Source organism: Methylobacterium sp. yr668 (assembly GCF_900116245.1).
GTDB lineage: Bacteria > Pseudomonadota > Alphaproteobacteria > Rhizobiales > Beijerinckiaceae > Methylobacterium.
On the sequence record NZ_FOZY01000008.1, the window covers coordinates 193,981 to 219,233 of the forward strand.

Here is a 25,253-nt window from a genome sequence, read left to right on the forward strand (position 1 = left end):
CGGCGCGCCCGTCGGTCAACGACGATCGGCGTGCGTTCGCGAGGGAGAGTTGTGCATGTCGTATCTGGCGCCCGCCGATTTCGTGAAGAAGGCCGTCGATGCCGGTGAGGCGAAGGTCTTCATGGCTACCAAGGACACGTTCATCCGGGCCTACATGGCCGGCGCGATCCTGGCGCTCGCCGCCGCCTTCGCGGTGAGCGTCAACCAGGCGACCGGCCAGCCGCTGGTCGCGGCGCTGCTGTTCCCGGTCGGCTTCTCGATGCTGTACCTTCTCGGCTACGACCTGTTCACCGGCGTCTGCGTGCTCACGCCGCTCGCCCTCATCGACAAGCGCCCCGGCGTCACCGTGGCCGGCGTCGCCCGCAACTGGGTGCTGGTCTTCTTCGGCAACTTCGCGGGCGCCCTGACCACCGCGGTGATGATGTCGATCGTCTTCACCTTCGGCTTCGCCACCGAGCCGAACGCCGTCGGCAAGCTCATCGCCGGGATCGGCGAGGCGCGCACCCTCGGCTACGAGAAGTACGGCGCCTCGGGGATGCTGACGCTCTTCGTCCGCGCCATGCTGTGCAACTGGATGGTCTCGACCGGCGTCATCGGCGCCATGCTGTCGACCTCGGTGCCCGGCAAGGTCATCGCGATGTGGATGCCGATCACGGTGTTCTTCTTCATGACCTTCGAGCACTCGGTGGTGAACATGTTCCTGTTCCCGTCGGCGATCCTCATGGGCGGCCACCTCACGGTGATGGACTACCTGCTCTGGAACGAGATCCCGACGCTGATCGGGAACATCGTGGGCGGCATCGCCTTCACGGGCCTGATGCTCTACTCCACGCATGTCCGCACCGGCGCGACGCGGACCCCGGCCCTCGGCGCCGGCATGCGTCGCCCGATCGCGGCCGAGTGAGGCCATCCCGGCCCGCGCCGCCGGCGCGGGCCCTTCCAGGCGAGACCGCGCCCGCATGAGCGAGACCCGGACGATCTCCGTCATCGTCACCGGTCGCGTCCAGGGCGTGTCCTACCGGGCCTGGACGCAGTCCGAGGCCCGCGCCCGCGGCCTCGCCGGCTCCGTGCGCAACCGCGACGACGGCACGGTCGAGGCGGTCTTCAGCGGCGCGCCGGAGGCCGTGGCGGAGATGGCGGCCCTGTGCCGGTCGGGTCCGCCGGGTGCGCGCGTGACCGACGTGGCCGCGCGGGACGGCGGCGACGTGCCGCGCGGCGGCGAATTCCGGATCCTGCGCGACTGAGATCGCCGCCGCGGGTTCAGCGCGCGCCCGCGGACTGGTATGGCGGACGGCCCCTTCGCGTATCCGCCATCCGGAGACCATGACCGACCTGTCCGCCGGCAGCGCCGCCTTCTCGCATCTCGATCTCGCGGCGCTGCTCTACTTCGTCCTCGCCTGGATCGCCTACGGCCTGTCCGTCGGCCGGCTGCGCGGCAGGATGGTCTCCCTCAGCCAGATCATGAACGGCCACCGGGCCAACTGGGCGCGCCAGGTCATCGGCCGCGACAACCGGGTGGTCGACACGCAGATCAACGCGTCGCTGCAGAACGGCACGGCCTTCTTCGCCTCGACCTCGCTCATCGCGCTGGGGTCCGTCCTGACCCTGTCGCGCTCCGGGGAGGACGTCCTGAACCTGTTCGCCACGCTACCCTTCGGGACGGTGGCCAATCGCCTGACCTGGGAGCTGAAGGTCGCCGGCCTCGCGCTGATCTTCGTCTACGCGTTCTTCAAGTTCGCCTGGGCCTACAGGCTGTTCAATTACACGGCGATCCTGCTGGGCGCCGTGCCGCACAAGGGGTCCGGCACGAGCGACGTCGAGATGCTGCGGGCAGTGCGGCGGCTCGCGGCCATGAACGTCAGCGCCGGGCGGCACTTCGCCCGCGGTCAGCGCGCGTTCTTCTTCGCGCTGGCCTATCTCGGCTGGTTCATCAGCCCCTACGTGCTGTTCGTCTCGACGACGGCCGTCGTGATCATCATGTGGCGCCGCCAGTTTGCCTCGGAGATCCGCAAGGCGCTCCTCGAAGCCGGGGAGGGGCCTCACGAGGGACCGCTCGAGGCGCCGCTCCTGTCGCCCGCCGAAGAGGCCCGCACATGACCGACCCACGACCCGACGACGCCGCGATCGAGACGGCGATGCTGCGCCTCGTGGCCGAGCGCGGCGCCGACAAGACCGTCTGCCCCTCGGAGGTCGCCCGCGCCCTCGGCGGCCCGCACCCGGACGGCTGGGGCCCGCTGATGCAGCCGGTCCGCCGGGTCGCGGTGCGGCTCGCCCATGCCGGGCGGATCGCGATCCTGCGGAAGGGGAAGCCCGTCGACCCGGACGATTTCCGCGGGATCTACCGCCTGTCGCTGCCGGCCTCCGATGCGGCCCCCTCGGGATCCGGGCCCGGCAGCCAGTCCGGCGTGTAGCCGGACAGGCGGTAGGCGACGAGGCCGATCCACTCCTTCACGGCCAGGTCGAACTGGAGCAGCCCGTCCGACGCGAAGCCGTGGAAATGCGCGACGTCGCCCCAGCCGCGGGTCCGGTAATCCACCGGGAACGCGTCCACCGTGAAACCGGCCTGCCGGAAGCAGCCGACCGCCCGGGGCATGTGCCAGGCCGAGGTCACGAGCAGCCAGCGCTCGCCGGGCTTCGGCTGGACCAGGGCCGCCGAGAAGGCGGCGTTCTCGTGGGTATTGCGCGAGCGGTTCTCCAGGATGAGGCGCGTCCGCGGCACGCCGATCACGTCCGCCTGCCGGCTCACGATGTCGGCTTCGGCCATGCCGCCCGCGATGAAGCCGCTGCCGCCGGAGAAGACCAGCCGCGCCGCCGGGTAGCGCCGGGCGAGGTCGGCGAGATAGATCGGCCGCTCGCCGGCATCGTTGACGACGATCTGGCGACGCGCCTCCGAGAGGCCCGTCTCGATGCCGCCGCCCAGCACGATGATCCCGGCCGGGGCCGGCCCGTCATCCGGATAGGCGGGGAAGCGCTGCTCGAGGGGAATCAGGGCCACGTCCGACAGGGGCGCCAGCCCGGCCGCGCCGAGCAGCAGGGTGCCGAGCAGCGCCAGGCCGAGGCCGGCCCTCCGCCACCGCGTCACCGCCGCGACGGCGATCCCGAGCAGGATCGCGAAGATGCAGAAGTTCGACGGGGTGATCAGGAAGAAGATCACCTTCGAGACGGGGAAGAACACGGTGCTCAGGCCGGCTTCGTCTCGGCCTCGAACCGGGCGAGCGCCGCGGCGTCCGGCGGAAGGAGACTCGCGAGGTCGGCGCCGCGCTCGACCTCGCGCTGGATCCAGAGATCGAGGCGCTGCTGCTCGACGGCCTCCAGGGCGACCCGCTCGGCGAGCGCCGCCGGCACGGCGACGAGGCCGCTCGAGTCGCCGACCAGGATATCGCCGGGATGGATGGCGGCGCCGCCGCAGGCGACGCGCTCCTGCGTGCCGACCAGGGCCAGGGCCCCTGTGGCCGCGGCCGGCCGGCACCAGGCGGGGAGGCCGATCTCCTCGGGCAGGGCCGCGTCGGTGATCAGACCGACGGCGCCGCGCTGGGCGAGGCGTGCCGCCAGGATCGCTCCGAATGGCAGGGCGAGGGCGGAGGCCGCGGCATCGATCACGACCACAGCGCCTTCGGGGACGGCATCGATGGCCGCGGCGAGATCGCCCGCGGCGTCGTCGCGGGCCGGGATCATCCGCATCGTGTAGGCGGGCCCGACCACGGTTCCGCTCCCCCGCGCCGAGAGCCCGTGCGGCGTGCAGGCCTTCACCCCGGCCCGCGCCAGGGCGCGGGCGAGGCTCGCCGGTGTCACGGCGGAGAGCGCGTCGCGCAGGGTCGGGTCGATCGCCATCGGGGGCTCCGTGAAAGGCCGGTCCCGGTCCGGGCGGCGCGATCGGGGAAGGTGGATCGCGCGGGCGTGCCGGCAAGGCTCCGGGCGCCCGCGGCGGCCGTCAGGCGATGGGCTCGCCGAGCGCCCGGGCGGCGCCGGGCCGGGCGGCGATCCGGTCGTACCAGCGCCGCAGCGCCGGGCGCTCGATCCGCTCGGCCGGAAGGTTCAGCCAGCGATGCGCCGCGCAGCCGAGGGCGATGTCGGCGATGCCGAAGCTGTCGCCGACCGCGTAGGTCCGGTCCGCGAGATGGCGGTCGAGGATCTCCGCCATGGCCTCGCTCTTCTTCAGCGATGCGGCGATCAGGCCGCGGTCCGGGTCGGCCGCGCGGTAGAGCTGCCAGAAGGCGTCGCGCATGGCCGGCGTGAAGCTCGTGGCCTGCCAGTCGAGCCACTGCTCCGCGTGGGCGCGCGCCCGGGGGTCAGCCGGCAGGGCCAGGGCCGGGCTCACAGCCGCCAGGTAGCGGAGGATCGCGTTGGATTCCCACAGGACGAAGCCGTCCTCCGCCAAGGTCGGGACGAGACCGTTCGGGTTCATCGCGCGGTAGCCGGGGTCGTCGACGACCCCGTGGGCGCCGCCGGCCTCGACCCGCTCGTACGGCAGGCCCGTCTCGTCGAGTCCCCACACCGCCTTCTGCACGTTCACCGAGGTGAGGCGGCCCCATAGCCTGCGCATAATCGAAGAGTCTCCGTCACGCCTTCGGCGGGTAGGCGTGGTCCTGCCCGCCCGGATCGGTCACGCGCACCCCGTCGGGGGTGTCGTGCAGGTAGCCCGGTCCGATCGGCACCTTGCCGTGGCCGCCGGGAATGTCGAGCACGTAGGTTGGCTGGGCGAGGCCGGAGAGGCGGCCGCGCAGGGCGCGCATCAGCGCCTGCCCCTCGGGCACGTCCGTGCGCAGGTGCGCCGTCCCGGGGGCCAAGTCGCCGTGGTGGAGATAGTACGGTTTGATCCGGTTCTCGACGAGGACCCGCATCAGCGCCTCGAGGGTCGCGGCCTCGTCGTTGACGCCGCGCAGGAGCACCGACTGGCTGACCAGGGGAATGCCGGCATCGACCAGGCGGGCGCAGGCGGCGCTGGCGGCGGCGGTGAATTCCCGCGGATGGTTGGCGTGGACGGCGACGAAGACCGCGCGCCCGAACCGCTTGAGCGCTTCGACGAGGGCGTCGGAGACGAGATCGGGCTTCACCACGGGCACGCGCGTGTGGACCCGCATGACCCGGACATGGGGGATGGCGGCGAGGCGCTCCGCGATGGCGCCGAGGCGGCGCGGCGAGAGCGCGAACGGGTCGCCGCCGGTGAGCACCACCTCCCAGATCCGCGGATCCCGCGCGATGTAGGCGAGGGCGGCGTCGAGCTCGGCGTCGGTGAGGGTCCCGAGCCCGTCGGGTCCGACCATCTCCCGGCGGAAGCAGAAGCGGCAGTAGACCGGGCAGATGTGGAGCGGCTTCAGCAGCACGCGATCCGGGTAGCGGTGCACGATCCCCGTCACCGGGGCGTGGGCGGCGTCGCCGATCGGGTCGGCGCGCTCCTCCGGCGTCGCCACGGCTTCCGCGGCGCGGGGCACGAACTGGCGGCCGATCGGGTCGTCGGGGTCCTGCGGGTCGATCAGCTCGGCCATGTCGGGCGTCACCGAGACCGCATAGCGCGAGAGGACGGCGCCGAGGGCCTCGGCCTCCGCCCCCGAGATCAGGCCGGCGGTGAGGAGGTCGTCCGCGCTGCTCAGGACCCGGTTCATGGCCGCGTCTCCGCCACGGGAGTCCAGATCACGTCCTCGACCCGGGTAGCCCCGCAGGCCAGCATCGCCAGGCGGTCGAAGCCCAGGGCAACTCCCGACGCCTCCGGCATGACGGCCAGCGCCGCGAGGAACTCGTCGTCGATCGGGTAGCGCTCGCCGTAGACCCGCTGCTTCTCGGCCATCTCGGCCTCGAACCGGCGGCGCTGCTCCGCCGGGTCGGTCAGCTCGCCGAACGCGTTGGCCAGCTCGACGCCGCAGGCGTAGAGCTCGAACCGCTCGGCCACCCGCGGGTCGTGCGGCGCCGGACGGGCGAGGGCGGCCTCGCTGATCGGGTACTCGCACAGGATGGTCGGGCGGCCGAGGCCGAGATGCGGCTCGATCCGCGCGACGAGGACGCGGGAGAACAGGTCGGCCCAGGTATCGTCCGGGGCGACCCGGAGGCCGGAGGCCGCGACGGCGGCGGCCAGAGTCTCGCGGTCCGTCTCGCCGCCCGGCGCGACGCTCGCCAGCAGGTCGATCCCGGCGAAGCGGTCGAAGGCCTCGGCCAGGGTCAGGCGCTCCGGCTCGGCGAAGGGATCCGTCTCCCGGTCGCGGAAGGTGAAGCGGCGGGCGCCGGCGGTCTCGGCCGCGCCGGCGAGCAGGTCGGCGCAATCCCCCATCAGCGCCGTGTAGGGGGCGCCGGCCCGGTACCACTCGAGCATCGTGAACTCGGGATGGTGCAGCGGCCCGCGCTCGCGGTTTCGGAACACCCGCGCGACGCTGAACAGCCGCGTCTCGCCCGCGGCCAGGAGCTTCTTGCAGGCGAATTCCGGCGAGGTGTGCAGGTAGAGCGGCGTGCGGGCGCCGCTCGCGCCGATGGCTTCCGTGGCGAAGGCCGACAGATGCGCCTCGTTGCCGGGCGAGACCTGCAGGCAGGCGGCTTCGGCCTCGACGAAGTCGCGGTCCGCGAACCACGCGCGGAACGCGGCGAGGACGCGGTTGCGCAGGAGCAGCGCCGGGCGCCGGTCGGCGTGGCGGCCGGCCGACCACCAGGGGGAGGCGGGTCCGCTCACGACCGGCCTCTGAGCCGGATCGGGACCGGCCGGCTCCGACCGGGACGCGTCGCGTTCTGAAGCACTATCATCCTCGGCCCTGACTGGGTCCGGACCGCGGGGACGCGCCGCGGCCGATGCCGGTTGCCATCGACGGTCCGCGCCCGCCCGCTGGCAACCGCGGCGCAGATGCGATAGTGGCGGGGTCCGAGATGCAGCGCCCGCGCTTGGCGCGTGCCGGCCCCCATGTCAATGCAGGACGCAATTCCGTGAAGGTGATCGCCTCAACGCTCCGCAAGGGCAACGTCGTCGAGAAGGACGGCAAGCTCTACGTGATCCTGTTCGCCGAGAACATCCACCCCGGCAAGGGCACCCCGGTGACCCAGCTCGACATGCGCCGGATCACGGACGGCGTGAAGGTGTCCGAGCGCTACCGGACGACCGAGCAGGTCGAGCGCGCCTTCGTGGAGGATCGCGAGCACACCTTCCTCTACAGCGACGGCGAGGGGTTCCATTTCATGAACCCCGAGAACTACGAGCAGATCGCGGTGCCGCAGGACGTGGTCGGCGACGCCGCCCCGTATCTCCAGGAGGGCATGGCGGTGATGCTCTCCGTCCATAACGGCGTCCCGCTGACCATCGAGCTGCCCCAGCGCGTCACGCTCGAGGTCGCCGAGACCGAGCCGGTCCTGAAGGGCCAGACCGCCTCGTCGTCCTACAAGCCCGCGACCCTGTCGAACGGCGTGCGCACGACCGTGCCGCCCCACATCGCCGCCGGCACCCGCGTCGTCGTCATGACGGCCGACGGGTCCTACGTCGAGCGCGCCAAGGACTGATCCGGTCCGCGCCGGCGACCAACCCTGCGAGGTCGGTCGCCGCGTTCAGCGCGCGGATCGCGCGGCGGCCTCCAGGGTGGCGTAGCAGCCCTGCGAGATCGCCTGCGCGCGCAGGCGCTCCGTCCCGCTGAAGGGGCGGCCATCCTCCCGGAACAGGTCCTCGCGGAGCAGCGCCTCCGAGGTGCAGCGGGCCGCGATGCGGCAGAGCGGCGGCTCGCCGCCGGTGCGCGCGCAGATCGTCACGTAATCGGCGCGGAACGCCCGCAGCCCGGCACGCGGATTGGCGCCGACCACCGTGACGAGCCCGGTCAGCAGCGCCAGCAGCAGCGGCTGGTGGATGAGGTAGATCGCGAGGCTGTGCCGGCCCGCGAAGGTGGCGGCGCGGCCGAGCCGCGTGCGCGGCGCCCAGGCTCCCAGCCGCGACCGGGCGAGCGGCGGCAGGGCCAGACGACCCAGGACGATGCCGGCCAGCACAAGCCCGAACCAGGGGAAGAGCGGCACGTAGTCGTTCGTCCGCGGCAACACCGAGCCGAGGCCGAGGAAGAACAGGGCCGGCGCGTCGAGGACGGGCGCGTGCACCACGTGCGGCGCGGCGAGCACGGCCGCGGCCGCGACGGCGGTGACCGGGACCGGCAAGAAAAGGAACGGCAGCCCGAGCAGGCTCGAGACGGCGATGCAGTGGAGCACGCCGAAGAACACGAAGGCGTCCGGGAACATGACCCAGGTGCCGAGGGTCACCAAGAGCGCCGCCCCGCCGATCCGCGCGAGCCGCAGCAGCGTCGGTCGAAGCCGGACCCCGCGCCCGTTCATCAGCACGAGGCCGATGCCGACCAGGACCAGGAAGGTGCCGGCGATCGCCTCGGCGGCGTGCCGCCCCGTCGGCGTCAGCGCGTAGTTCTCCGCGGTCAGCCGCAGGTGACCGAGATCCCAGAGCGTGTGGTAGCTCGCCATCGCCAGCAGGGCGGCCGCCCGCGCCGCGTCGACGACCGGCAGGCGGCGGCGCTGCGAGGCGGGCGCGACCGGGGAGGCGGCGACGGGACGGTCGAGGGTGACGTCAACGGACATGATGGTGCACCCAAACCATGTCGGGGCCGCCCTTTCCATCGCGCCGTGCGACGGACGCTCCGACCGAGCCCGAAGCGGGTGCGTCGGCTCTCGGAAACGTGAACGCCGACGCGGCGTGCGCGGGAGTGCCGGGAGGGAGAGCCGGCATCCGGAAAACCCCTCGGCAGCCCCGACGCTTAAACGCCGGTTTCGCCCGAGCCTGCGACCGATCGACTGTTGCGGCCCCGCCTCCTTGCGCCAAGATTGCAACTTGGCGTCACTGTTCTGCCGGCCAAATGGGCTTCCCGGACATCAGGACTTCGTTAATCTTGCTGGGAGAGCGCGCGGCGTGATTCGGTGTAGGTTGCTCGGCCATGTCTGACGAACGCGGATCCGGGCCGGAGAACCCCGAGCGGGGGATTGTCGCCCGAACCGGCGAACTGGATCAGCACGAGGATGAGGCGCTCGACCTCGTCGAGGTGGCCGGCCGCATCAAGTGGTTCGACGTGTCCAAGGGTTTCGGGTTCATCGTGCCCGACGACGGTGCGCCCGACATCCTGCTCCACGTCACGTGCCTGCGGCGCGACGGCTACCAGGCGGCCAGCGAGGGCGCCCGCATCGTCGTGGAGGCCGTCGAGCGGCCCCGCGGCTGGCAGGCCTTCCGGGTCATCTCCCTCGATCAGGCGACGGCGGTGCATCCCTCCGAGCTGCCGATGCCGCGCACGCACGTCACCGTGACGCCGACCAGCGGGCTCGAGACCGCCGTCGTGAAGTGGTTCAACCGCCTGCGCGGGTTCGGATTCCTGACCCGCGGCGACGGGACGCCGGACATCTTCGTGCACATGGAGACGCTGCGGCGCTACGGGATCGCCGAGCTGAAGCCCGGCGAGTCCGTCCTGGTGCGCTACGGCGATGGCTCGAAGGGCGTGATGGCGGCGGAGGTGCGGCTGATCGACGGGACGATGCCCGCGTCCCATTGAGGCCGCGTTTCCCCGGCCCGGCATACCCCGTCCTATCTCCTTGTTGAAGCTCGGAAAATCCGGAACCGGATTCCCCTTCGGCATGTCCTGGTCTATCACCGGGCGACGGGCCTTACGGTCCGCGCGCCATCCCACGAGAGGCATGAGCCTGTGAAACCCCTCCTTCGCACCGCCCGGGTGACCGCCATCGCCTGCCTCGCCCTGACCGCGATCGCCCCGGCGCCCGCCGTCGTGGCGCAGGCGGCCGCCCGGGCCGCCGCGACCAAGTCGGAGCCGCTGACGATCGTCACGAAGGCCGGGCCGAAGCGCTTCGACGTCGAGGTAATGCGCGACGACGCCGCCCGCGCCCGCGGCCTCATGTTCCGCCGGCACATGGCGGCCGACCACGGCATGCTGTTCGACTTCGAGCAGAACCAGCCCGTCACGATGTGGATGAAGAACACCTACCTGCCGCTCGACATGGTGTTCATCCGGCCCGACGGGACGATCAGCCGGATCGCCGCCGACACTGAGCCGCTCTCTACGGCGATCATCCCGTCGGGCGGCCCGGTGGTGGCGGTACTCGAGCTGAACGCCGGCACCGCGGCGAAGCTCGGGATCGCCCCGGGCGACCGGATCGAGCACGCCATGTTCAAGGCCCGCTGAGGCGGCCCGCGCGATTCGCGAACGCACCGGGAACAAGCGCCTTGACCACCGCCGATTTCCGCTCCAGTGTTCCGGCAATGTTCCGGCGCGCCGGAAGGCTGGTTCAGGGCGGAGGACCCGATGGGCGACGCGGCTGAGGTCGAACTGTTCGGCAACGACGACTGGTCGGTGCAGGCGGACGGAATCGAGCACCGCCAGACCGGCTACTTCATCGCCCGCTCGGCGCTCGCGACGCGCCGGGCGGAGGGCCTGTGGGACTGGCCGCTGCAGATGGCCGAGAAGCGCTGGTGCCGGCCGAGCCTGTTCCGCGAGGCGTTCCTCGCCGCTCTCGACCGGTTCGGCATCCCGCGGGACGCCGAGCTGATCCGCTCCTTCGCGCTGGGCTACGGCATTCGCGCCGTGATCTCGCCGGCCGCCGAGACCTTCGTGAGCCTGGGCGACATGCTGAAGCCCCGCGAGATCGCCGAGCCGGCGCGCGCCGCCAGCCCGCGGCCCGTCCGGGCCCTGGCGGCGGCCGGCGCCTGAGGGCCCGGCGACGGCGGCCGATTTGACCCGGGCGGCCGCCCGCGGATAGCCCTCAGCCTCGGAACGAGGGAGAGAGCACGATGGCGGATCACGAACGGGCCGGACTCGACGGGTTGATCACGCCGCCCCTGTCGCGACGGGGCTTCGTGATGACGAGCCTGATGAGCGGGCTGACGCTCGCGACCACCCGCGTCGAGGCCCAGGTGATCCACACCGACAGTGCGGGCATCGAGGCCGGCGAGGTAAAGATCCCGGCCGCGGACGGGCCGATGCCGGCCTACCGCGCGGTTCCGGAGGGCGCGGGCCCGTTCCCGATCGTCCTGGTGATCGAGGAGATCTTCGGCGTCCACGACTACATCAAGGACATCTGCCGCAGGCTCGCGAAGGCCGGCTACTGCGCCGTGGCCCCCGAGCTCTACGCCCGCCAGGGCGACCTCTCGACCATGTCGGATCCGAAGCAGATCATCCGCGACGTCATCGCGAAGACGCCGGACGCGCAGTGGATCGGCGATCTCGACGCGACGGTGGCCTGGGCGGCCTCGGCGGCGAAAGGCGACCCGAACCGCCTCGGCGTCATGGGATGGTGCCGCGGCGGGCGCGCCACGTGGCTCTACGCGGCGCATCGTCGCGACCTGAAGGCGGCCGTCGCCTGGTACGGGCCGGTCGGTGGCGAGCGGACCGACATCCAGCCACGCACCGCCGGCGACGTGGCGGCCGAGATCCACGCGCCGCTCCTCGCCCTCTACGGCGGGGCCGATACCGGCATCCCCGTGGCGGCGGTCGAGGAGGCGCGCGACCGCGCCAGGGCGGCCGGCAAGAGCGTCGAACTCGTGGTTTACCCGGACGCGCCGCACGGCTTCCACGCGGATTATCGTCCGAGCTACCGCCGCGAGGCGGCGGAGGACGGCTGGAAGCGCGCGCTGGCCTTCCTGAAATCGCACGGCGTCGGCTGAATAGTCGGCCCAGGACGCCCGATCGGGCGCGTTCCGGGGTGGCTGTGTTACCCAAGACACGGCCACAACTTCACAATCGTGCAAGGATCCAAGGAGGATCTGTGCCCGCGCGGGTCTGGCCCTTCGCGGCGCTCGGGCGTTGAACCGATCGAAGCGACCGCCGTTCAGCCCCTGTAGAGTGTCCTGGTCCATGAGCGATTCGGTACAGCCTGGCCAGAAGCCCGTGATCCTCGTCGTGGAGGACCAGCCCGACGAGCGCTTCCTCGCGGCCACGCTGCTGGAGGATACCGGCTTCACGGTGATCGAGGCCGAGACCGCCGATCGCGCCCTGGCGATCCTCAACGATCGCGCGGACGAGGTCAGTGTCGTCTTCTCGGACGTCCGCACGCCCGGACCGATCGGCGGCTTCGAGCTCGCGCGGATCATCGGCGTGACTTGGCCGCGCGTGCGGGTCCTGCTGACCTCGGGCGACGCGGGCGACCAGCCGAGCGACCTGCGCGTCTCGGCGACCTTCATCCCGAAGCCGTGGCGCGCCGAAGACATCCTCGCCTGGGTGGAGCAGGCGGCCGGGCGACCCTCGGCCGGGTCGGGACCGTCCGTTATCGGACCGGGCGGCAAAATAATCCCGTCCGGCCTGGAAACCTGAGGCGGCCGCACAGTTGTACGCCACTCCGGAGCGCGCCGCGCCCGGACTTCCGCAGTACAACCGATCCCCGACGCCGCCATGAAGATTGTCGCAACCAACCACGCCGATTCACTCCGACGCCCCGGTTCGCGGGATTCGGCGGAATCCGCCGTTCTCGACACGGTCCGGGAGGGGCTGCTCAGTGTCTACGGCACGGCGGATCGCGACCTGCCGGCGGAATTGGCGGCGCTGGCGCGGCAGCTCGACCGTCCGGGTCCCGCGGGCTGCGGCCCGACCTAGCTTCCGCCGCGGAACCTTGACAGGAGACTGCGCCAGCGGGTCGCCAAGACGAGAGAATCTGCTATTCAGCGCATTCTGACCTGCCGACGCAGTGCGTCTCTCAGTCGAGTCCCGGATGCGTCTCACAGTTCTTCGCGGATCGCTCACCGCCGCCGCGATCATGACCCTGGCCGGCCTCGCGTCCGTTCAGGCGGCGACCCCGCCGGCCCAGCCCGCCGACGGCGCGGGCGGTGTGGGTGACCGCAAGGCGACGGTGACCAAGCGGCTGCTCGGGCGCGGCACGGCCTCGACCTACGCGTTCTACGCCGCGGGCGCGGCCCCCGAGACGGGCCGGCCGGTCGCGATCGTCCTGCACGGGTGGGGCGCGGTCAATCCGCAGAGCTACGGCGGCTGGATCGATCATCTCGCCCGCCAGGGCTGGCTCATCTTGTATCCACGATTTCAGGAGGTGAACCGGACCCGCCCGGCCGACGCCCCGGCCATCGCGGAATCCCTCGTCAAGGCGGCCCTCGCCGAGATCGCGACGGACGGCGAGGCGAAGCCCGACCTCGGCCGCGTCGCGATGATCGGCCACCTCGCCGGGGCTCCGCTCGCCATGGATCTGGCTGCCGCGGCCAAGGCCCAGGGCCTGCCGGTGCCGAAGCTGATCTTCGCGGTGATGCCTGGCGGCATCGCCAGCGGGCCGAAATCCCGCGGCATCGCCCTCAACGACCTGTCGGCGATCGATCCCGCGACGCTGATCGTGACCATGGTCGGCGACAAGGACACGCGGGCCGCCGATCTCGCGGCCAAGCGCCTCCTGCGCGAGGCGAGTGCCGTGCCGCTGGAGCGCAAGCTCTTCGTGCGGGCGCTGTCGGACGATCACGGCTTCCCGGCCCTGACGGCGACCCTGGCGGCCCCGGCCGGCGTGGACACGGCCTACGACGGCGGCGCCATCAAGCCGGGCCCTGAGCCGAAGGACGCGCCCAAGGACGCGACGAAGCCGCCGCCGTTCCGCTGGTCCGCCGACATGGCGCTGTCCGGCGAGCAGCAGACCCTGGTCTCGCAGATCAACCTCGCCCGGGTCGACGCGCTCGATTATCTCGGTTTCTGGAAGACCTTCGACCTCGCCGCCGCGGCGGCCTTCGCCGGGTCGGATGCTGCGGCGCTGAAGAACAATCCGCGCCTCGCCGACATGGAGCGCTGGAGCGACGGCTGGCCGGTGAAGCGGCTCGCCGTCGAGACGCCGCGGCCCACACCGGCCGCTCAGGCCGGGACTCCGGCGCCCGCACCCGCCGGACGCAAGCGCTGAGATCGGACGCTGCGACAGCTTGGCCTTGGCGCGCGGCTTGCTAATCTCTCCCCGTTCGACACGGGAGGGAGATCATGCCCGAGTTCGTCGCCAGCCTGCTCGCCGCCGCGGCCTTCTGCCTGACGTTGCTCGCGCTGAACGCGCTGACACGGCTGCTGATCCAGGCGCATATCGCCCCCTCGGATCTCGGCGAGACCGGCTTCCTGCAGGTCGGCGGTGCGCTCCTGATGGCCCGGGCGGCCTACCGGCGGGCGCCCCAGCGCCGACCGGGCTGACGCTCAGCGCAGGAACGCGCCGAACGAGCGTGGGCCGTTGCCCGTCGGGATGGTCGCCAGCACCTTGAGCGTCTTCGAATCGAGGACGCTCAGCGTGTTGTCGCCCCAGTTGGCGACGTAGAGGCGTCCGTCGGGATCCGCGGCGATCCCTTCCGGGTGGTCGCCGACATCGACGTCGGCGATCGGCTTGAGCGTGGCGAGGTCGAACGCCGTGACGCTGCCGGCATACTGGTCCGTCACGAAGCCGCGCCCGCCGGCGAGGGCGATGACGTAGGGCCGGCGGCCGGTCGGGATGCGGCCGATCTCGCGCCCTGTCTTCAGATCCAGCACCGAGACGTCGTCGCCGGTCACGTTGGCCGTGTAGGCGCGCCCCGCCGCGGCATCGAGCGTGATTCCGAACGGATGCTGCCCCACCGGGATGACCTTGGTCTCCCGCCGGGTCGCGGCGTCCACGACCGAGACCGTGTCAGCCTCGCGGTTGGCGACGTAGAGCGTCGCCCCGTCGGGGCTGACGGCGATCCCCGAGGGCGAAGCGCCGACCGCGATCTCGCCGTCCGGAACCAGGGTGCCGTCGCGCTCGGTCAGCACGAACAGGCGGTGCCCGTACCAGTCGGCCACGTAGACCGCGCAGCCCCGCGGGTCGGAAGCGACGCCGAGCGGGCCGCCGGGCAGCGGCACCTCGGACAGGACCTTGCCAGCGTCGAGGTCGAGGATCGCGAGGCCGTGCCCCTCCGGGCGCGTGACGTAGGCCCGCCGGCGATCGGGCGACAGGGCGATCCCAGCCGGGGCCCCGTCGACGGGGATGCGGCGCACCACCTTCCCGGCGGCTAGGTCGACGATCTCGACCGCGCCGCCGAGCTGGGCGGTGACGATGGCCTCCCGGGCCGGTTCGGCACGGGAGGCCGTCGCCACGAGGACGAGGCCGGCGGCGAGGGCCGCGCGGCCCCGTGCTGGGCTCACGAGCCCTTCTCGACCTTGGCCTTCAGGTTGGCGAGGCTCGCCTTGATCCAGTCGCCGACGCCCTTCTCGGAGGCCTCGTCGTTCAGATCCGGCGGCGGGTCGTTGTTCATGTAGCCGCGGTAGAACGCCGCCTTCCATTCGACCTTCGACTTGGCGTTGCCCTCGGGCTCGACCGTGATCGTCGCCGAGTAGTCGTTCGCCGGAAGATCCTTCACATCGACCTTGTCGATGTAGTAGGAGAACATCTTGTCCTCGGGCTTGTACTTGTTGCTGGTCTCGGAAATCTGATTGCCGTTCTTGAGCGTCAGAACGCGCTTGAACTTGCCGGCCGGGTCGCCGTTGAGTTCCGTCTTGGTGACGTTCTGCATCCAGTCGGCGTTCTTCAGGTCGCCGACCACGGCCCAGACCTTGTCGGCGGGGGCGTTGATCTCGATCGACTCGGTGATCTTGCGCCGGGTCGGGCCGTGGGCCTGCGCGGTCGCCGCCACCAGAGCCGCCGTGGCCGCCAGGGCCAGGGTGATTTTCTTCATCTTGTCCTTCTCCTCCCGCCCTCAGCGGTCGTCGCGATCGAGGACGCGCGCCTCGGGGCCGAGGGCCGCCGCGACCTTGTCCTCGATCCAACCCCAGGCCTCGCGCTCGCGCGGTCCCGCGGTCTTGCCAATGGCGATGGCGAGGTAGGCCATCTCCGTCAACACCTTCCCGGGCTCCAGCATGTGGAGCCGGGTCGAAAGAATGGCGGCCTCGAGGACCGCCGCCTGCGCGCGGTTGAAGCCGATGAACGGCGCGTGCGCGGCGCTGTGGACCATCCGGCCCCGGAAGCGCGGCCGGGTCTCGTGGGCTTCGACGGAGGCGACCGCGAATTCCGCGTGGCCGAAACTGTCGGCGAGGCGGCGGCCCTCGATCGCCGCGCACGGCAGCGTCGGCCACTCGCGCCGGCCCGTCACCGCGCCGGCGATCACGCGGATGTCGCGCGGGCTCGAGGCAGCGAAGCAGGGATTGGCCTCCAGGTTGACGATCGTCGGCGATGGCCGGAACGGCGCGAGGACGTAGCCCTCATCCTCGCCGATCAGCCCGAACGGGACGAGGTGCAGCTCGCCCGCCGGGGACAGGGTGGTGACGATGGTCTCGAGGATCAGCGGCATGGCCTCACGCCTTGTCGGCGGGGACGAGGCGCCCGCAGACCAGCTTCGACGGCAGATCCTGCGGGCGCTCGGGCGCGACCGCGGCGCGCGCCGCGGCCTCCGGGACGGTCTCGGGCGGGCTCGCGCCGGCTTCGGGCCCGGCCAGGCGCGCGTCGCGGGTCCCGGGCGGGGGCGCGTCGGGTCCGGAATGGCGGGTGTGGCCGGCCTTCTTGAAGGCGGTGGCATCCTCGACGTCGGCGTCGGCCGCGCAGCCCCAGTCGAGGGCCTCGTCCTGAACGTAGCGCTTGCCGAGCCGCCACGCCGTCTCGGCCTTGCCGAGTTCGGCGCCGAGATAGAAGGCGTGGGCGCCGTCGCTCGCCACGTCGAGGTCGGGGAAGAAGGCCATCGCGTCGGTGCCGACCCTGTGGATGTCGCGGTTGTAGAGGTGGATCCCGTCCTCGGCGATCACGATCCGGTAATTCGGGTCGCGCACCTCGGCGGCGGCCTGGGCGATCTCGTCGGCGGTCTGCACGAACGGGCGCTTGTCGTGAAGGGCGAGGAGCGCCCGGCCGTAGCCCTTCGGCAGCGCCGAATCGGCCTTGGCCGCGTACATGACCCGCCGGGCGGCGTCGTGCTCCTCGACGGTGCGGCGGGTGTGGTTGGAGACCTGCACGATCAGTACGTTGCGGATCGACAGCTCCGAGCACATCCCGACGAGCAGCGCCGTGACGCCCAGGGAATCGGCCTCGGTCAGCTCGGTGAGGTTGCCGGTGCCCATCATCATGTCGATCTCGGGCCAGCGGGCGCGGGTGTCGCGGTAACGCGCGATCGAGTCGACGAAGCCGTGGTGGATCGGCTCGAGGATCGGGTCGGCCAGGAACGGCCGCCCCGCCTTGAGCATGCGCTCGATCGCGCGATCGAGGGAGGGCAGGTCGTCCGGCCGCATCGGCACGAGGATCGGCATCGCGTCGGTCTCGAAGGCGAGATCGAGGGTCTCCTCGTTCAGGCTCAGCAGGAAGTCGGCGCCGGCGCCGGCGCCCCGGACCAGTTCCTCGCGGGAGAAGGAATCGACGCTGACCCTCAGGCCGGCGCCCTTCAGGGCCCGCACGGAATCCTCGAGGTGCGGGAACGGGGTATCGGGCAGGCCGCCGAGATCGATGACGTCCGCGCCGCGCCCGGCGAGATCGAGCCCCTTGGCGAGGATCTGGTCGACGCTCATCTTCGACGCGTCCACGATCTCCGAGAAGATCCGGAGGTCGTGCCGGGACAGGTCGACCTTGCGGGCGGTCAGGCCGAGCCAGGCCGGCAGGTCGACCACCTCGTCGGGTCCGCGCTCCACCGGGACGCCGAAATGCGCCGCAAGGTGCTCGGGATCGGCCCGGCACCGGCCCGGCAGGACGATCCGCGTGGCGCCCTCGGGCAGCACGACCCGCCGGCGGATGATCTCCTCGGTCATCAGCGCCGCGACCTTCACGCCGGCATCCGCGATGCTCCAGTGGAGGGTCTGCGGAAGCCCCGCCGCGACCTTCTCGAGCCGCGCCCGGGCGAGGCGGCCGGTGACGAAGACGATGTGCTCGGCGGTGCTCACGCGGCGGCCCTCGTCTCGACCGCGACGCGGCGGTGCGGTCCCCAGACCTCGATCGTACCCCCGAAACATGCCGCGAAGCCCGGGAAGGCGGCGTCCACGATCCGGTCCCGCGCCAGCGCGGCGGGGTCGACGCGCGGCGGCGCATCGACGGATTTCACCAGGACGCAGCGCTCCGCCCCGACCCGCGCGGCGAGCCAGAGGGCGAGGCTGTCCGAGGTGACGTCCCAGGTCTCCGGGATGTCCGGGTGGCCGGCTCGGAGAGCGCGCGGGTTCCAGACCCGAATCCGCGCGGGCGCCGTCTCAGCCCAGGGCTCCAGGCTCTGCACGAGCCGCGGCTCGATCCCGCGGAAGATGCCGGCCGCGTCGCTCATGGCGTCGAGCGCCCGGCGATGGGCCTCGGCGTCGCCGAAGCGCTCCCGCGCCTGCGCGGCCCGGACGGCGTCCGCGAAGGCGCCGCCGCCCGGCACCACGATGCAGCGCCCGTGCGCGCCGTCGCCGATCGCCTCCAGCAGGGCGCGGCGGCGATGCGGATCCGCCTCGAGGCTGCCGCCGATCTTGATGACGCTCGTCACGCCGCGTCCTGCCGGCTCGGCCGCAGGGCGCGCAGGGCCTCGGCCACGCGCAGGGGATCGATGCCGTTGCGGCGGTCGAAGTCCCGGCACAGGCCGCCGCGGAAGCCGAGGTAATCCGGCCGGTGCGCGCAGAGGCCGGGGATGTCGATGACCCGCAGCGACCCGGCGAGGCCGCTCATCAGGCCGTGCGCCCGGCAGGCGGTGGTGAAGGCCGAGAGGTCCGAGGGCGCGGCGAGGTCGGGCAGGCGGGCGCCAGTCTTGCCGGCGGTGTCGATCATGGCGCCGGCGAAGCCTGCCGCCGCCAGGGCGGGCACGTGCGGGGCCGCCGGCCCGTCCTCGGCGAACAGCACGGCGATCAGCCGGCCTGGCGCGGCCGCGACGCGATCGGCCAGCGTCGCCGCGTCCCGGATCTCGGCAGGACGTAGACCGACCTTCACCCAGTCGACGCCGGTCCGGGCCAGGGCGGCGACGGATCCGGCCGCCGGATCGGCCACCGCGCTCGTCGCGGCACCGCCGGACACGCGGGCGACGATCTCCCGCACGACGGCCTCGTCCAGGGCGCCGAGCGCCCCGCGCTCCGGGTCCTTGGCGTCGATCAGGTCGGCGCCGGCGAGGCGGGCTGCCTCGGCCTCGGCCGGATCGCGAACGCTGACGAGGAGCCGGGGCAGGGGGTCTTGCTGGATGGTGGACGCGGGCACGAAACACTCGGACTTGAACGGGCCGTCTCAGGACTTCCCGGGCAACGGCTCGGCGAGCAGGCGGTTCTTCACCACCCAACGCATCGCGTGCGCCCAGGTATCGTCGGTGTCGGCCCGGATCGTCACCTGCCCGCCGCGCACCACCTTGCCGGTATCGGCTTCGGCGATCGCGACGCTCAGGTTGAAGATCTGGCCGGACCCCTTCTCCACATAACCGGTCACGACGAGGTCCGCACCCAGGCTCTTGGCGATGTCGGCCGCGCAGCCGTTGCATTTGTAGAGCGGCCCCTCCTTGGCCACGACGTCGGCCTTGGGCGCGGTATCGACGATCTCCAGACCGGCCTTGTCGCGCAGGGCGTTGCGCAACTCGTCGGTGACGAGGGCGAGCTTCCGGGCGTCCATCGGCCGCGTCCGGGATCCGTAGGCGGCACCGGGATCGAACAGCTCGACCGGGAAGACGGCGGCCTTCTCGGCGGCGCCGGCCGCACCGGGCAGGGCGGTCCACAGGACGACGCCGCAGGCGAGCGCGGCGCTGAGAGACATGTGGCGCATCGGCGGGAGCTTCCTCTCGAGGCGTTCGACCGCCCGAGGCGGCGGCATCGTTCCCGCCATAGGTCGGGCGAAGGGACAATTTGGCAATGTACTTCCGCGCCCGCCTATCCCACGACGGTAACGTGAACGTCGGGACGAGACGCCGCGGTTGAGCGGCCTGAGCGGAAGCTGATAGAGGCCGCGCGCATGCACCATCCTGCACCCGACACGGCCCTCCGGCACAAGACGCGCCCGTCCTGGCTGCGCGCGGCCGCCGTCGCGCTCGCCATCGCCCCGGCGGCGGCGCGGGCCGAGGACCCGGCGCCGGCCGCGGCGGCGCAGCCGGCCCAGGCCGCCGCTCCGCAGGCGCTCGAGACCCATGTCGGCCTGATCTACCGGCCGCAGCCTGCCCCGTCCTCGTACGATGCCGAGGCGGCGCCGGAGGACGAGGGCCTGGCCGGCGCCAAGATGGGCATCGCCGACAACAACACCACCGGCCGCTTCACCAAGCAGACCTACGTCCTGGATGAAGTCGCGCTGACCGACGACAAGCCGGACGCGGTGGCGGCGGCCAAGGAGCTGATCGGCAAGGGCGTGCGCTACCTGGTCCTGGCGCTCCCCGCCGACGCGGTTCTGGCCGTGGCCGACGCCGTCAAGGACACGGGCGCGGTCGTGCTCAACGCGGGGGCGCCCGACGATCGTCTGCGCGGCGCCGAGTGCCGGGCCAACGTGTTCCACATCCTGCCGTCGCGGGCGATGCTCACCGACGCGCTGGCGCAGTACCTGACCGTGATGCGCTGGCGGAAGCTCTTCCTGATCGTCGGCCCGACCGACGCCGACAAGGCCTACGCCGACGCGATGCGCAACTCGGCGCGGAAGTTCGCGCTGAAGATCACCGCCGAGAAGCCCTGGACCTTCGGGCCCCTTGCCAAGGCGCGCGGCGACACGCCGACTCGCGCCGAGGCGATGGTCTTCACCCGGGGCCTCGACTACGACATGGCCATCGTGGCCGACGAGGAGGGCGACTGGGGCGACTACGTGCCCTACCGCACGGTCGATCCGCGCCCCGTCGGCGGCACGCAGGCGCTGACGCCGACGACCTGGTCCCCCGTGCTGGAGACCTGGGGCGCCGCGCAGGCCCAGAACCGGTTCCGGCGGCTCGCCTCCCGGCTGATGCGCCCGCTGGACTATCAGGTCTGGGCCGCGGTGCGGACGGTGGGCGAGGCCGTGACGGCCAAGAAGACCAACGACCCGGCCGTGATCGCCCCTTACCTCGTCGAGCCCGCCTTCACGCTGCCGGCCTACAAGGGCGTGCCGCTGAGCTTCCGGCCCTGGGACCACCAGCTCCGCCAGGCGATCATCGTGGTACAGCCGAAGGCGCTGGTCTCCGTCGCGCCGGAGCAGGGTTTCCTGCACCAGCGCACGCCCCTCGACACGCTGGGCGTCGACCTCCCCGAGACCACCTGCAAGTTCAAGTGAACCCGCGGCCTGCGGCGATGGCGAGCGGCCAAGGCCCTCGCAACGCGCGGAAATCGCACTACAAACGTCCCCCGAGAACGTCCGCCCAGGGCGCCGGGCCGTCGCAAGGGAAGGAAACCGTATGAGCCGCCGCGTCGAGGCATGTCTGAGTGGGGTCGCCCTCGGTGCGTGGTTCGCCCTGTGCGGGCCGGCCGCCGCCTTCACCGCCTACGTGACGAACGAGAAGGGCAACTCGGTCAGCGTCATCGACACCAACACGATGGCGGTGACGGCGACGTGGAAGGTCGGGCGGCGCCCGCGCGGTGTGACCGTCTCCAAGGATGGCAAGGAGCTGTTCGTCTGCGCGAGCGACGACGACCGGATCGACGTGCTCGACACCAGTTCCGGAAAGGTGGTGCGCTCGCTGCGCTCCGGGCCGGATCCGGAGCAGTTCATCCTCGACGCCTCCGGGAACCCGCTCTACGTGGCCAACGAGGACGACAGCCAGGTCACGATCATCGACATCGAGAAGAACAAGGTGCTCGCCGAGGTACCGGTGGGCGTCGAGCCGGAGGGGATGGGCCTGTCGCCGGACGGGAAGATCCTCGTCAACACCTCCGAGACGACCAACATGGCCCACTTCATCGATACGAAGACATTCCAGGTCATCGACAACGTGCTGGTCGACGCCCGGCCGCGCTTCGCCGAGTTCACCGCCGACGGCAAGTTCCTGTGGGTCTCGTCGGAGGTCGGCGGCACGGTGAGCGTGATCGACGTCGCCCAGCGCCGCGTGATCAGGAAGATCACCTTCAAGATCCCGGGCGTGAACGACGAGGCGATCCAGCCGGTGGGCATCCGGATCACCAAGGACGGGTCCAAGGCCTTCGTGGCCCTCGGGCCGGCGAACCGCGTCGCCGTGATCGACGCCAAGACCTACGCGGTCGAGAAGTATCTGCCGGTCGGCCAGCGGGTCTGGCAGCTGGCCTTCACGCCTGACCAGAAGCAGCTCTTCACCACGAACGGCACCTCCAACGACGTCTCGGTGATCGACGTGGCCGCCGAGAAGGTGGTGAAGAGCATCCCGGTCGGGCTCTTGCCCTGGGGCGTGGCGATCTCGCCGAACTGATCCGAGCGACCTCCGGGCGCTGAGCGAGGACGGCCGCGCGCGACGCGGCCCTAGGGTGGAACACGACATGACACGCATGTTTCGAACGGCGGCCCTCGGCCTGGCAGGGCTGCTCGCCGCGGCACCGGCCAGTGCCCTCGACCTGACCAAGAAGCGGGAGAACCTGCCCGACCTCGTCCTGGGCGACGATCAGGGCAACGACTTCGTGGTCGAGAACAAGGACATCACGCTGGAATCCGGCAAGGCCTACCGGCTACGGATCGTCGCCAAGGGGCGCCAGGAATACAAATTCTACGCGCCGGAGTTCTTCCGCTACATCTGGTTCAACCAGATCGTGATCGAGCACAAGGAGATCCACGGCGGCGGCCCACCCGATCACCTGGAGTTCGACGATCCCGGCGAGATCGCCATCGAGTTCGTCGCGATCAAGCCCGGCACCTACACGTGGTCGGTGCACGGCCTGGAGTCCAAGGGCATGACCGGCACGCTGACGGTGAAGTGATGCGCATCCTCCTCCTCTCCGCCTGCCTCCTCGCCGCCGGCCCGGCCCTCGCGGCCGACGACGCCGCGTCCTGCGCCGAGGGCATCACGATGATCCGCGACGCCCTCGCCCTGAACCCGCCCGAGACGGCGGTGCCGAAGCTCAAGAAGGCCCTGCGGGTGGCCGAGCGGGAGCAGAAGGAGGGCGAGTTCGACGAGTGCCTCGACGCCGTCTCTGACGCCCGGAAGGTCCTGGGCCGATGAGCGCGACCGAGCCGGCGGCCCTCCTGATCGAGCATGTCGGCCACAAGTTCGGCGCCCGCGCCGCGCTGGACGACGTCTCGATCACGGTGGAGCGTGGCCACTTCGCCGCGCTGCTGGGGCCGAACGGCGCCGGCAAGACGACGCTGTTCTCGGTCATCACCCGGCTCTACAACAACCAGACCGGGCGGGTCTCGATCTTCGGCCACGCCCTGGATCGCGAGCCGTCCCGGGCGCTGGCGCGGCTCGGCGTCGTGTTCCAGGCCCGCACCCTCGACACCGATCTCACCGTCGAGCAGAATCTCCTCTACCACGCGAGCCTGCACGGCATCGCCCGCGGCGCCGCCAAGGTCCGTGTGGGCGAGCTGCTCGACCGCGTCGGACTCGCGGACCGCCGCCACGACAAGGTGCGCACACTCTCGGGCGGCCAGTCGCGCCGGATCGAGATCGCCCGCTCGCTGATCCACCGCCCGGACCTGCTGCTCCTCGACGAGCCCACCGTCGGCCTCGACCTCGAGTCGCGGGCCGACATCGTGGCGATCGTCCGCGCCCTGGTGCGGGAGGAGGGCTTGTCGGTGCTCTGGGCGACCCACATCTTCGAGGAGATCGCGGACGACGACGACGCCGTGGTGCTGCACCGGGGCCGGATCGTCGCCCGGGGCCGGGCCGGCGGGATCGGCAGGCCCGGCGAGGCGCTCGCCGACGCGTTCCGCCGCCTGGTCGCCGAGCCGGGGAGGGCGGCGGCATGACGAACCCGACACCGCTCGCCACCCGGATCGGCACCGCCCCGCCGCGCGGCCAGGCCGCGCGGATCGGCCGCCTCGACGCGGTCGGCTACCTGATCTGCCTCGGCGGCATCGTCCGCCGCGAGCTGCTGCGCTTCTTCAATCAGAAGGAGCGGTTCTTCTCGGCGCTGGTCCGGCCGCTGGTCTGGCTGTTCATCTTCGCGGCCGGCTTCCGCAACACGCTCGGCGTGTCCATCGAGCCGCCCTACCAGACCTACGTGCTCTACGAGGTCTACGTGGTCCCGGGCCTCGCCGTGATGATCCAGCTGTTCAACGGCATGCAATCGTCGCTGTCGATGGTCTACGACCGCGAGGTCGGCTCGATGAAGGTGCTGCTCACCTCGCCCTATCCGCGGTGGCTGCTCCTGCTCGCCAAGCTGATCGCCGGCGTCGCCGTCTCGATCGTGCAGGCCTACGCGTTCCTGGCCGTGGCGTATTTCTGGGAGAGCGACATCCCGTGGCTGGGCTACCTCGCGGCGCTGCCGGCCTTCCTGGCCACGGGGCTGATGCTGGGAGCGATCGGGCTGTTCCTGTCCTCGCTGGTTCGCCAGCTCGAGAACTTCGCCAGCGTGATGAACTTCGTGATCTTCCCGATGTTCTTCGCCTCGTCGGCCCTCTACCCCCTGTGGCGGATCCGGGAATCCTCCGAGACTCTCTACTGGATCTGCGAGCTGAACCCGTTCAGCCACGCGGTCCAGCTCGTCCGCTTCGCCCTCTACCTTCAGTTCGAGCCGGTCGCCTGCGCCGTTGTGGTGGGCGTGGGGCTCGCTTTCTTCGGCATGGCGGTGGTCGCCTACGACCCCGGCCGCGGCATCATGGCCCGGCGCGGCGGCCCGGCCGGCGACAACACTTGATGGAGTCCGCCCGATGAACGTCCTCCTGACCCGCATCGTCGGCCCGGCGCTGGGGCTCGCGATCCTCGCCGGTCCCGCCCTGGCGCAGCCGAAGCAGGATCCGGATTGGCCCTGCGTCCAGCGCAAGGTCGCCACACTCAGCCCCGGCCAATTCTGGACCGGCCCCGACGTGGAGGCCGCCGGCGACTGGGGCAGCGACAACGACGCCGCCGTCCTGGCGCAGAAGATCGCGTCGCGCCGCACCGACCTCTCGCAGGTCGGCCCGCTTCTCGACACGTTCGCGGAGAAGTTCGGCTCCGACAAGGACGCGAAGGACAAGTCCCTGACCCGCGTCTACGCCGGCGTGTTCGAGGTGCTGAACGGCGAGCGCAACAAGGTAGTGGGTGGCATCGCGCGCTACGCGCAGGGCCAGCGCCGGATGGCCGAGCGAATCCGCGACGAGGCCGACAAGATCAGTCAGGTGAAGGACGCGCCGAGCGCCTCCGACGCCACGGAACTCCCGAAGGACCAGTCCGAGCTGGAGACGAAGTTCGCCTGGGATCGCCGGATCTTTCAGGAGCGAAGCCAGTCGCTGACCTATGTCTGCGAGGTTCCGCAGCTGCTTGAGCAGCGGCTCGGCGAGATCGCGCGCCTGATTCAGGCGCGGCTCTGACCCCGCGCCAGCGATCATTGCCAAACTATCCCGGACAGATTGCCGAAATATCCTTAAGT

33 protein-coding genes are annotated in these 25,253 nt (G+C 71.5%); 20 read left to right on the forward strand and 13 right to left on the reverse strand.

Annotation, left to right across the window (positions count from 1 at the left end; genetic code table 11):
• The first annotated feature begins 55 nt into the window (after positions 1-55).
• The 4 genes from BM419_RS12985 (at position 56) to BM419_RS13000 (ending at position 2,411) form a co-directional block, all read left to right on the forward strand.
• Positions 56-904, forward strand: a complete 849-nt coding sequence (locus tag BM419_RS12985) for a formate/nitrite transporter family protein (RefSeq protein WP_020092058.1) — start codon at positions 56-58, stop codon at positions 902-904.
• 55 nt (positions 905-959) lie between these two features.
• The gene (locus BM419_RS12990) at positions 960-1,244 is read left to right on the forward strand and encodes an acylphosphatase (protein WP_091676823.1); all 285 of its coding nucleotides are present in this window, start codon (positions 960-962) and stop codon (positions 1,242-1,244) included.
• A gap of 79 nt (positions 1,245-1,323) precedes the next feature.
• Positions 1,324-2,097 (forward strand): DUF599 domain-containing protein, encoded by a 774-nt coding sequence (locus BM419_RS12995; RefSeq protein ID WP_091926688.1) that lies wholly within the window; start codon positions 1,324-1,326, stop codon positions 2,095-2,097.
• Complete coding sequence (locus tag BM419_RS13000) at positions 2,094-2,411, forward strand: DUF3253 domain-containing protein (protein ID WP_091926689.1); 318 nt, start codon at positions 2,094-2,096, stop codon at positions 2,409-2,411. The genes BM419_RS12995 and BM419_RS13000 overlap by 4 nt, the downstream gene beginning before the upstream one ends.
• Here BM419_RS13000 and BM419_RS13005 read toward each other — a convergent pair.
• The 5 genes from BM419_RS13005 to epmA form a co-directional block, all read right to left on the reverse strand.
• A complete protein-coding gene (locus tag BM419_RS13005; protein ID WP_091926690.1) occupies positions 2,339-3,175 on the reverse strand; it encodes a YdcF family protein in 837 nt (278 codons plus the stop codon). The genes BM419_RS13000 and BM419_RS13005 overlap by 73 nt on opposite strands.
• A 5-nt stretch (positions 3,176-3,180) precedes the next feature.
• On the reverse strand, positions 3,181-3,831 hold the full coding sequence (locus BM419_RS13010; RefSeq protein ID WP_020092063.1) for an RraA family protein: 651 nt from the start codon (positions 3,829-3,831) through the stop codon (positions 3,181-3,183).
• Positions 3,832-3,931: 100 nt separating this feature from the next.
• A complete protein-coding gene (locus BM419_RS13015) occupies positions 3,932-4,543 on the reverse strand; it encodes a glutathione S-transferase family protein (protein WP_091926691.1) in 612 nt (203 codons plus the stop codon).
• A gap of 16 nt (positions 4,544-4,559) precedes the next feature.
• Positions 4,560-5,603 (reverse strand): lysine-2,3-aminomutase-like protein, encoded by a 1,044-nt coding sequence (locus BM419_RS13020; RefSeq protein WP_091926692.1) that lies wholly within the window; start codon positions 5,601-5,603, stop codon positions 4,560-4,562.
• Positions 5,600-6,655 carry an EF-P lysine aminoacylase EpmA gene (epmA, locus tag BM419_RS13025; RefSeq protein WP_091926693.1) on the reverse strand — a complete coding sequence of 352 codons (1,056 nt, stop codon included), beginning with the start codon at positions 6,653-6,655 and terminating at the stop codon, positions 5,600-5,602. Before epmA ends, BM419_RS13020 begins: the two co-directional genes overlap by 4 nt.
• A gap of 191 nt (positions 6,656-6,846) precedes the next feature.
• Between epmA and efp the strand changes: the two genes are divergently transcribed.
• Positions 6,847-7,470, forward strand: a complete 624-nt coding sequence (gene efp, locus BM419_RS13030) for an elongation factor P (protein ID WP_199778764.1) — start codon at positions 6,847-6,849, stop codon at positions 7,468-7,470.
• 45 nt (positions 7,471-7,515) lie between these two features.
• On the opposite strand, the gene BM419_RS13035 is transcribed toward efp, so the two are convergent.
• The gene (locus BM419_RS13035) at positions 7,516-8,535 is read right to left on the reverse strand and encodes a heparan-alpha-glucosaminide N-acetyltransferase (protein ID WP_091926694.1); all 1,020 of its coding nucleotides are present in this window, start codon (positions 8,533-8,535) and stop codon (positions 7,516-7,518) included.
• Between the two features lie 353 nt (positions 8,536-8,888).
• Between BM419_RS13035 and BM419_RS13040 the strand changes: the two genes are divergently transcribed.
• The 8 genes from BM419_RS13040 (at position 8,889) to BM419_RS13075 (ending at position 14,108) form a co-directional block, all read left to right on the forward strand.
• Positions 8,889-9,494: a cold-shock protein gene (locus BM419_RS13040; protein WP_056528802.1), complete on the forward strand. Its 606-nt coding sequence runs from the start codon at positions 8,889-8,891 to the stop codon at positions 9,492-9,494.
• Positions 9,495-9,704: 210 nt separating this feature from the next.
• Entirely contained in the window at positions 9,705-10,139 is a 435-nt protein-coding gene (locus tag BM419_RS13045) for a DUF192 domain-containing protein (protein WP_081636457.1), read from the forward strand.
• Positions 10,140-10,259: 120 nt separating this feature from the next.
• Entirely contained in the window at positions 10,260-10,664 is a 405-nt protein-coding gene (locus tag BM419_RS13050; RefSeq protein WP_020092071.1) for a hypothetical protein, read from the forward strand.
• An 80-nt stretch (positions 10,665-10,744) separates the two neighbouring features.
• On the forward strand, positions 10,745-11,617 hold the full coding sequence (locus BM419_RS13055) for a dienelactone hydrolase family protein (protein WP_091926696.1): 873 nt from the start codon (positions 10,745-10,747) through the stop codon (positions 11,615-11,617).
• 190 nt (positions 11,618-11,807) lie between these two features.
• Positions 11,808-12,263, forward strand: a complete 456-nt coding sequence (locus BM419_RS13060) for a response regulator (protein ID WP_042675510.1) — start codon at positions 11,808-11,810, stop codon at positions 12,261-12,263.
• A gap of 78 nt (positions 12,264-12,341) precedes the next feature.
• Complete coding sequence (locus tag BM419_RS13065; protein ID WP_020092074.1) at positions 12,342-12,542, forward strand: hypothetical protein; 201 nt, start codon at positions 12,342-12,344, stop codon at positions 12,540-12,542.
• A gap of 115 nt (positions 12,543-12,657) precedes the next feature.
• Positions 12,658-13,833, forward strand: a complete 1,176-nt coding sequence (locus BM419_RS13070) for an alpha/beta hydrolase (RefSeq protein ID WP_091926697.1) — start codon at positions 12,658-12,660, stop codon at positions 13,831-13,833.
• A gap of 74 nt (positions 13,834-13,907) precedes the next feature.
• The gene (locus BM419_RS13075) at positions 13,908-14,108 is read left to right on the forward strand and encodes a hypothetical protein (protein ID WP_020092076.1); all 201 of its coding nucleotides are present in this window, start codon (positions 13,908-13,910) and stop codon (positions 14,106-14,108) included.
• 3 nt (positions 14,109-14,111) lie between these two features.
• Here the strand turns inward: BM419_RS13075 and BM419_RS13080 are convergent, their stop codons facing one another.
• From BM419_RS13080 to BM419_RS13110, 7 genes are read right to left on the reverse strand one after another with little or no spacing between them, the layout of a single operon-like run.
• Positions 14,112-15,068: a YncE family protein gene (locus tag BM419_RS13080; RefSeq protein ID WP_091926698.1), complete on the reverse strand. Its 957-nt coding sequence runs from the start codon at positions 15,066-15,068 to the stop codon at positions 14,112-14,114.
• Positions 15,065-15,598, reverse strand: coding sequence for an SRPBCC family protein (locus BM419_RS13085; protein WP_056528820.1), 534 nt, complete (start codon positions 15,596-15,598; stop codon positions 15,065-15,067). Before BM419_RS13085 ends, BM419_RS13080 begins: the two co-directional genes overlap by 4 nt.
• A 21-nt stretch (positions 15,599-15,619) precedes the next feature.
• Positions 15,620-16,210: a DUF447 domain-containing protein gene (locus BM419_RS13090; RefSeq protein WP_056528823.1), complete on the reverse strand. Its 591-nt coding sequence runs from the start codon at positions 16,208-16,210 to the stop codon at positions 15,620-15,622.
• A gap of 4 nt (positions 16,211-16,214) precedes the next feature.
• On the reverse strand, positions 16,215-17,777 hold the full coding sequence (locus BM419_RS13095) for a DUF6513 domain-containing protein (protein WP_091926699.1): 1,563 nt from the start codon (positions 17,775-17,777) through the stop codon (positions 16,215-16,217).
• Positions 17,774-18,349, reverse strand: a complete 576-nt coding sequence (locus tag BM419_RS13100) for an amino acid kinase family protein (RefSeq protein WP_091926700.1) — start codon at positions 18,347-18,349, stop codon at positions 17,774-17,776. Before BM419_RS13100 ends, BM419_RS13095 begins: the two co-directional genes overlap by 4 nt.
• On the reverse strand, positions 18,346-19,047 hold the full coding sequence (locus BM419_RS13105) for a (5-formylfuran-3-yl)methyl phosphate synthase (RefSeq protein ID WP_091926701.1): 702 nt from the start codon (positions 19,045-19,047) through the stop codon (positions 18,346-18,348). Before BM419_RS13105 ends, BM419_RS13100 begins: the two co-directional genes overlap by 4 nt.
• 27 nt (positions 19,048-19,074) lie before the next feature.
• Positions 19,075-19,599, reverse strand: a complete 525-nt coding sequence (locus tag BM419_RS13110) for a DUF3280 domain-containing protein (RefSeq protein WP_091926748.1) — start codon at positions 19,597-19,599, stop codon at positions 19,075-19,077.
• Between the two features lie 186 nt (positions 19,600-19,785).
• Here BM419_RS13110 and BM419_RS13115 point away from each other — a divergent pair, with 186 nt between their 5' ends.
• The 7 genes from BM419_RS13115 (at position 19,786) to BM419_RS13145 (ending at position 25,194) form a co-directional block, all read left to right on the forward strand.
• Positions 19,786-21,057: an ABC transporter substrate-binding protein gene (locus tag BM419_RS13115; RefSeq protein WP_091926702.1), complete on the forward strand. Its 1,272-nt coding sequence runs from the start codon at positions 19,786-19,788 to the stop codon at positions 21,055-21,057.
• A 121-nt stretch (positions 21,058-21,178) separates the two neighbouring features.
• The gene (locus tag BM419_RS13120; RefSeq protein ID WP_091926703.1) at positions 21,179-22,162 is read left to right on the forward strand and encodes a YVTN family beta-propeller repeat protein; all 984 of its coding nucleotides are present in this window, start codon (positions 21,179-21,181) and stop codon (positions 22,160-22,162) included.
• A gap of 67 nt (positions 22,163-22,229) precedes the next feature.
• A complete protein-coding gene (locus BM419_RS13125; protein WP_081636452.1) occupies positions 22,230-22,664 on the forward strand; it encodes a cupredoxin domain-containing protein in 435 nt (144 codons plus the stop codon).
• Complete coding sequence (locus BM419_RS13130; RefSeq protein WP_091926749.1) at positions 22,664-22,906, forward strand: hypothetical protein; 243 nt, start codon at positions 22,664-22,666, stop codon at positions 22,904-22,906. The genes BM419_RS13125 and BM419_RS13130 overlap by 1 nt, the downstream gene beginning before the upstream one ends.
• Positions 22,903-23,652 carry an ABC transporter ATP-binding protein gene (locus tag BM419_RS13135; RefSeq protein WP_091926704.1) on the forward strand — a complete coding sequence of 250 codons (750 nt, stop codon included), beginning with the start codon at positions 22,903-22,905 and terminating at the stop codon, positions 23,650-23,652. The genes BM419_RS13130 and BM419_RS13135 overlap by 4 nt, the downstream gene beginning before the upstream one ends.
• Positions 23,649-24,542 carry an ABC transporter permease gene (locus tag BM419_RS13140; protein WP_091926705.1) on the forward strand — a complete coding sequence of 298 codons (894 nt, stop codon included), beginning with the start codon at positions 23,649-23,651 and terminating at the stop codon, positions 24,540-24,542. Before BM419_RS13135 ends, BM419_RS13140 begins: the two co-directional genes overlap by 4 nt.
• A gap of 13 nt (positions 24,543-24,555) precedes the next feature.
• Complete coding sequence (locus tag BM419_RS13145; RefSeq protein ID WP_091926706.1) at positions 24,556-25,194, forward strand: hypothetical protein; 639 nt, start codon at positions 24,556-24,558, stop codon at positions 25,192-25,194.
• The last annotated feature ends 59 nt before the right edge of the window (positions 25,195-25,253 follow it).